Below are 7,179 nucleotides of genomic sequence, written 5' to 3' on the forward strand. Positions count from 1 at the left end.
TTACCGGCCAGCGCCGCTTTCTACAAAAACTCCTAAGGTTTCCGCTAAATCACGCCGTTATATAACCATAAGATAAATTTTCTGTGCCTGAATACTGACACCGCGTGTCAGTGCACCCGCATCATTCAGCGCATACCTCAATATACAGGAAGACCTTATGGCTAAAACGACGCGGAGCCGCTCGGCTGAACGTCTGGTCGATATTCTCCTTGAGCTACATTTAAACGGTGTGGTAAATCGCAGTGCGCTAATGGAGAAATTTAATATTACCGAACGTACCGTCTACCGGGATTTAAATGCCCTTTCTCCGATTGTAGAACATACCGGTAATGGGCTATATCGTCTGATCCACTCTGCACAATCGCCCGGCGGACAAGGCTTACACCACACCCTTGCTAACTTCCTGAATGCTGACAGCTTTTTCCCGGACAGAAATACGGAGTTCTGGCAGAAGCTGGAAACGCGCGTCGACGAAAACCATATTCTTATTCTTGCAAATGAAGCCGAACACACGGTACAACGCGATATTCGCCGCCATTTAACGAAAATCGAGAAATCGATTAAAAACCATAATGTTTGCCAGATAGTTTATAAGGGTAAAACCCGGCTGATTAATCCCTATAAACTCATTAACAAAAAAAATATATGGTATTTACAGGCTACCGAAAATAGCCACCTGAAATCCTTCTCGTTGAGCCAGATTAGCTGGTTTGATATTCAGAAAACGACATTCACTCCGGAAGAAAATGTCCTTGAGCTGCTGGAGAAAAGCCTCGACCCCTGGGTATCTGAAGATACTTTCGCAGTGAAAATATTTATCAAAGATAATATTTCACATTACTTCCTGCGCCGGGATCTTCTCCCGGAACAGGAACTGCTGGAGGAGCAGCAGGACGGCGTCACGCTGCGCTGTCAGGCGGCGCACGAGAACCAGATCCTGCCGCTGCTGTTCTACTGGCTGCCGAATATTCAGATCCTGGAACCGAACTGGCTGAAGGAAAAACTGCTCAGAACGCTGGAGGGCTACCTGGCCGTGGAGCGTAACCCGAATAATCAAGTGATCTCAATCACATAATTTCGCCCACTGGCGGCGAGCTGGAACCGCTCGCCGCCCTCTTTGACCGCTCACCCGGCACTTTCTACCACTCATTCACTTACCCTCCCTTACGCGCGCGACGTTCTGGCACGATCACTCCAGCATTAATCACCACCTCCTCACAACGAACCCTGACCCTTTTTTCGTTACATAAAAAACCAGGTCTTACTATGGATACTAAAAAACTACTGAAGCACGTGCCCTGGGCCTTACTCGGGATCCTCGGCGCTTTTTGTCTGGCGGTTGTCGCACTACGCCGGGGCGAACACGTAAGCGCCCTGTGGATCGTGGTCGCGTCGGTTTCCGTCTATCTTGTGGCTTATCGCTACTACAGCTTGTACATCGCGCAGAAGGTCATGAAGCTCGACCCGACGCGTGCCACCCCGGCGGTCATTAACAATGACGGCCTGAACTACGTACCCACCAACCGCTACGTGCTGTTTGGTCACCACTTTGCCGCTATCGCCGGCGCTGGTCCGCTCGTCGGTCCGGTGCTGGCCGCGCAGATGGGCTACCTGCCGGGTACCCTGTGGCTGCTCGCCGGCGTGGTGCTGGCGGGTGCGGTGCAGGACTTTATGGTGCTGTTTATCTCTTCCCGCCGTAACGGCGCCTCTCTGGGTGAGATGGTCAAAGAAGAGATGGGCCGCGTACCGGGGACTATCGCCCTGTTCGGCTGCTTCCTGATTATGATCATCATCCTTGCGGTGCTGGCGTTAATCGTGGTGAAAGCGCTGGCCGAAAGTCCGTGGGGGGTCTTCACCGTCTGCTCAACCGTGCCGATTGCGCTGTTCATGGGGATCTACATGCGCTTTATCCGTCCGGGCCGCGTGGGTGAAGTGTCGGTCATTGGTATTGTGCTGCTGGTCGCCTCCATCTACTTCGGCGGCGTGATTGCGCACGACCCTTACTGGGGCCCGGCACTGACCTTCAAGGACACGACGATTACCTTCGCGCTGATTGGCTATGCGTTTATCTCCGCGCTGCTGCCGGTCTGGCTGATTCTGGCCCCGCGTGACTACCTGGCCACCTTCCTGAAAATCGGCGTGATCGTCGGTCTGGCGATCGGCATCGTGCTGATTAACCCGGATCTGAAAATGCCGGCAGTGACGCAGTACATCGACGGTACCGGCCCGCTGTGGAAAGGCGCCCTGTTCCCGTTCCTGTTCATCACCATCGCCTGTGGTGCGGTCTCTGGCTTCCACGCCCTGATCTCATCCGGTACCACGCCTAAGCTGCTGGCGAACGAGAAAGACGCGCGTCTGATCGGCTACGGTGCCATGCTGATGGAGTCTTTCGTGGCGATCATGGCGCTGGTTGCCGCGTCCATCATCGAACCGGGTCTCTACTTCGCAATGAACACCCCGCCGGCGGGTCTGGGCATCACTATGCCAAACCTGCACGAGATGGGCGGTGACAACGCGGCGCTGATTATGGCGCAGCTGAAAGACGCCAGCGCACATGCGGCGGCGACCGTTAGCTCCTGGGGCTTTGTGATTTCGCCTGAGCAGATCATGCAGACCGCGAAAGACATCGGCGAACCGTCCGTGCTGAACCGCGCCGGTGGCGCACCGACGCTGGCAGTGGGGATCGCACACGTGTTCCACAAAGTGCTGCCGTGGGCGGACATGGGCTTCTGGTACCACTTCGGTATTCTGTTCGAAGCGCTGTTCATCCTGACCGCGCTGGACGCCGGTACCCGTGCGGGTCGCTTTATGCTGCAGGACCTGCTGGGTAACTTCGTGCCGTTCCTGAAGAAAACCGACTCTCTGGTGGCGGGCATTCTCGGTACCGCGGGCTGCGTCGGCCTGTGGGGCTACCTCCTGTATCAGGGCGTTGTTGACCCGCTCGGCGGCGTGAAGAGCCTGTGGCCGCTGTTCGGTATCTCTAACCAGATGCTGGCCGCCGTGGCGCTGGTACTCGGCACCGTGGTGCTGGTGAAGATGAAGCGCACCAAATACATCTGGGTCACCGTGGTGCCCGCGCTGTGGCTGCTGCTCTGCACCACCTGGGCGCTTGGCCTGAAGCTGTTCAGCGCCAACCCGCAGCTGGAAGGTTTCTTCTTCATGGCCAACCAGTACAAAGAGAAGATTGCCGCAGGCGGCGCGGATCTGACCGCGCAGCAGATTGCCAACATGAACCATATCGTGGTGAACAACTACACCAACGCGGGTCTGAGCATTCTGTTCCTGGTGGTGGTGTACAGCATCATCTTCTACGGCATCAAAACCTGGCTGAAGGTGCGTAACGCTGAAGGTCGTACGGATAAAGAAACCCCGTACGTGCCGGTGCCGGAAGGCGGCGTGAAGACCTCTTCACACCATTAATCCAGCCTGTAACCGTAGGCCCGGTAAGCGTAGCGCCACCGGGCTTTTTCTATCTGGAACCCACAATGTTTGGTAACTTAGGCGAAGCAAAAAAATACCTCGGTCAGGCGGCAAAAATGCTGATTGGTATTCCGGATTATGACAACTACGTTGAGCATATGAAGACCAACCATCCGGATAAGCCGTACATGACCTACACTGAATTCTTCCGCGAGCGGCAGGAAGCGCGCTACGGCGGAAGTGGAGAAGGCGGCGTCCGCTGCTGCTAAAGGAGAGACCATGACCCCGATTGCCGTCACCCTGTTGACCGGTTTCCTCGGCGCCGGTAAAACCACCCTGCTGCGCCACATTCTGAACGAGCAGCATGGCTTCAAAATCGCCGTCATCGAAAACGAGTTCGGCGAAGTCTCCGTTGATGACCAGCTGATTGGCGATCGCGCCACCCAGATCAAAACCCTGACCAACGGCTGTATCTGCTGCACCCGCTCTAACGAGCTGGAAGACGCCCTGCTGGATCTGCTCGACAGCCGCGATCGCGGGGAAATCGACTTCGACCGTCTGGTGATCGAGTGCACCGGCATGGCCAACCCGGGCCCGATTATTCAGACCTTTTTCTCCCACGACATTCTGTGCCAGCGCTACCTGCTGGACGGCGTGATTGCCCTGGTCGATGCGGTCCACGCCAACGACCAGATGAACCAGTTCACCATCGCCCAGTCTCAGGTGGGCTATGCCGACCGCATCCTGCTAACCAAAACCGACGTGGCCGGTGACAGCGAAAAACTGCGCGAACGCCTGGCGCGCATCAACTCCCGCGCGCCGGTTTACACCGTGACGCACGGCGATATCGATCTGTCTCTGCTGTTCAATACCAACGGCTTTATGCTGGAGGAGAACGTCACCGCGAAACCGCGCTTCCACTTTATGGGCGATAAGCAAAACGATGTGGCATCGATTGTGGTGGAGCTGGACTACCCGGTGGACATCAGCGAGGTCTCCCGCGTCATGGAGAACCTGCTGCTGTCATTTGCCGACAAGCTGCTGCGCTACAAGGGGATGCTGTGGATTGACGGCGAGCCGAACCGCCTGCTGTTCCAGGGCGTACAGCGCCTGTACAGCGCCGACTGGGACAGACCGTGGGGCGACGAAGCGCCGCACAGCGTGATGGTGTTTATCGGTATACAGCTGCCGGAAGAGGAGATTCGGGCGGCGTTTGCGGGTCTGAAGAAATAGCCTCCCCGCTTAAGTATGCGCTCCGAACAATCCCCTCTCCCCTGTGGGAAGAGGGTTAGGGTGAGGGGTGAGCGGTAAACTTATTTCACCGCCTCCGGCAGCGTCACAATCCACAGCTCGCTGTCGGACTCCGGCTTCTTCAGTGGCTTCACGCTGAGCGTGGTTTCAACCGGTTTATCATCAAGCGTCAGCTTGCCCTCCGCGTTCACCCGGTAATCCTTGAGCTTCTTGCCCTCGACCGGGTTTTGCATCGCCACCTTCACGCCAAAGTCGTTATCGTTCGCCACCGCCAACGTTTTGCTGTCGATCAGCGCCAGCCCTTCAGCCTTTTCCTGCTGCCAGCCAAGGGCGCGCAAATCGACAACCTGGGTTTTCGCCGCAAGGGTAATGCCGCGCTGCGCCAGGGTTTTCTCATCATCAAACTCCGGGTACTCGCCCGGCTTGTCGAAGGCGGCCAGATCGCTCGCCTTGCTGAGATCCACCTTGTAAATCAGGTTACGCATCCCGTCGTTTTTATCACTGCCCTGCTCAATCAGCAGGATGTGCTGGTTATCGAGCGCCACAATGTCGCCGATTTTGGCGTCGCTGTTTTTGTCGTAGGCCGCGCTGTCGATGGGGTAGCCGTACATCGCGGTTTTGCCGGTCGCCGGGTCGAAGCTCACCAGACGTGTAAACAGCGCCTGCTTTTTGCTCTTACCGTCGATATCCAGCGTGCTTTGTACGGCGGCGATAATCCGCCCGTCCGGCATTCGGGTCAGGCCTTCAAAGCCCCGGTTCGGCTGGCGCCATTTAATGATGTTTGGCAGACCGCCGGCGATGGATTTCTCCCCTTCAGCCGCCTGCGGCCCGTGGATCGCCAGGATCTTCCCTTTGCTGTCGACGTTAATCAGGAACGGGCCATACTCATCGCACAGCCAGTAGCCGCCTTTACCGTCCGGCGTTATACCTTCTGTATCCAGCCCGCGGTTGTCACCCTTGAGCGTCTTTAACGTGTCGCTGAATGCCACTTCATTGGTGGAGCCAATCACGCCGCTTTGCAGCGGCAGACCGTTAATCTCGCCTTTATCGTCATGCAGCGGGCGGGCATCAACAGCCTCCGCTTTGCCGTTCTGGACGCGAATGGTCATCAGCAGCGGCGCGAAATCCGGCGTGACAAATATTTTGGCTTCGTTTTTACCCATTTTTGGCGCATCGGCGTTGGGACCGCGATCGGTCACGGTCGCAAACGTCAGGGCATCGCCCTGCTTGCCCGTAAACAGCAGGCCAGAACCAATCCCCACCGGGAGCCCGTTCGGGAATGCATCGGCAAACGCGCCGCTGTATTTCACATGTGAGCCGTCAGGGAAGCTGACGACGTAGCGCTCAGCGGTAGGCTGTGCCGCCAGGCCAGAGAAAGAGAGCGCACAACCGATAAGTGCAGGAATAATTTTTCTTTTCATATTGTTAGTGTCCAGTGAGTGAAGCCAACAACGTAAAGAATAAACGTGTCAGAAAAATGACATGGAAAGGCAACCGGCCTGCGCGAGGGAATGTATATTCATCGCCCGGAAATGTAAGGTTGTGTTGTATTATGTTACATCAGAAATACTTCTGGAAATTATTAGAAACTCCATTAATTCACCTCTCATCACTTTCCCTTCCTCGTTCAGTTTGTGTTTAGTCAAAAAATTAAACGGTTCCTAAATGCCTGAACATCACGCGTTGACACCCTGACAACCAAACATCGATGCAACATTTCAAACAAAAAAATTAACAACATCAGCATAAAAAATCGACCCTCGTCACATTTGCAGTCATAAACGTCACTTGTTAAGGTGCGCCCAGATTAATTTAATGACGAGGCATAAAACATGAAAAAACTGAATATCCTTCTTCTTTCTGCGCTGGCTGCCGTATCAGGTTCCGCACTGGCAATGGGCGGCACCGTTGAGCAGGGTAAAAACTTTACTAACCTCAATCTGGAAATGGGTAAATCCTCCTCCGGTGTTTATCTGGAAAGTAACTGGCTCAAAAACACCGACGACGGTACCCAGACCGGCGGCGTTGGCGCAGGCTACAACCTGGAAGTGGGACCGGTGATGCTGAATGCGGGCGCGAAGGCAATCTACCTCGGCCCGAAAAAAGGCGATAACGGCGTGGCCTTCCCGATTGGCGGCGGCGTAAACGTTGCGCTGACCGACAGCATCCACGTGTATGGTGAAGGCTATGCGGCTCCAGAAGGGCTGAACAACAGCGTGAAAAACTACGTCGAAGCCAACGGCGGCGTAAGCTGGACGCCGATCACGCCAGTGACTTTGAAAGTGGGCTACCGCCACGTGAGCGTTGATGGTAAAGACGGTCGTCCTGGCCACACGCTGATTGACGGCGCCTACGTGGGCGGTGGAGTCACCTTCTAAGCCTGCGAAGAGACAAAAAAACCTGCCATCTGGCAGGTTTTTGACCTCTTACTTACGCACAACCACCAGCTTCTGGTTCACAAACTCTTTGATTCCCAGATCCGACAGCTCGCGTCCGTAGCCGGAGCGC

At 55.6% G+C, this 7,179-nt stretch carries 7 protein-coding genes; 5 read left to right on the forward strand and 2 right to left on the reverse strand.

The features are described from left to right. Nucleotides 1-157 precede the first annotated feature (157 nt). From LDK53_RS12835 to yjiA, 4 genes are all read left to right on the forward strand, one after another. On the forward strand, nt 158-1,075 hold the full coding sequence (locus LDK53_RS12835) for a helix-turn-helix transcriptional regulator (protein WP_025757439.1): 918 nt from the start codon (nt 158-160) through the stop codon (nt 1,073-1,075). Nucleotides 1,076-1,266: 191 nt separating this feature from the next. Next, on the forward strand, nt 1,267-3,420 hold the full coding sequence (locus tag LDK53_RS12840; protein ID WP_045286449.1) for a carbon starvation CstA family protein: 2,154 nt from the start codon (nt 1,267-1,269) through the stop codon (nt 3,418-3,420). Nucleotides 3,421-3,485: 65 nt separating this feature from the next. Then, a complete protein-coding gene (locus LDK53_RS12845; RefSeq protein ID WP_003856610.1) occupies nt 3,486-3,689 on the forward strand; it encodes a YbdD/YjiX family protein in 204 nt (67 codons plus the stop codon). A 10-nt stretch (nt 3,690-3,699) separates the two neighbouring features. Further along, nucleotides 3,700-4,653: a GTPase gene (gene yjiA / locus LDK53_RS12850; RefSeq protein ID WP_225287338.1), complete on the forward strand. Its 954-nt coding sequence runs from the start codon at nt 3,700-3,702 to the stop codon at nt 4,651-4,653. Nucleotides 4,654-4,733: 80 nt separating this feature from the next. Here the strand turns inward: yjiA and LDK53_RS12855 are convergent, their stop codons facing one another. Then, a complete protein-coding gene (locus LDK53_RS12855) occupies nt 4,734-6,092 on the reverse strand; it encodes an esterase-like activity of phytase family protein (protein ID WP_059386763.1) in 1,359 nt (452 codons plus the stop codon). A gap of 411 nt (nt 6,093-6,503) precedes the next feature. On the opposite strand from LDK53_RS12855, the gene LDK53_RS12860 reads away from it, so the two are divergent. Further along, complete coding sequence (locus LDK53_RS12860; RefSeq protein ID WP_045286446.1) at nt 6,504-7,049, forward strand: YfaZ family outer membrane protein; 546 nt, start codon at nt 6,504-6,506, stop codon at nt 7,047-7,049. 48 nt (nt 7,050-7,097) lie between these two features. Here the strand turns inward: LDK53_RS12860 and LDK53_RS12865 are convergent. After that, the coding region (locus tag LDK53_RS12865) for a hypothetical protein (RefSeq protein ID WP_225287339.1) at nt 7,098-7,179 on the reverse strand (82 nt) is incomplete at its 5' end.

Source organism: Enterobacter sp. K16B (assembly GCF_020216105.1).
In the GTDB taxonomy this organism is placed as follows: Bacteria; Pseudomonadota; Gammaproteobacteria; order Enterobacterales; family Enterobacteriaceae; genus Enterobacter; species Enterobacter sichuanensis.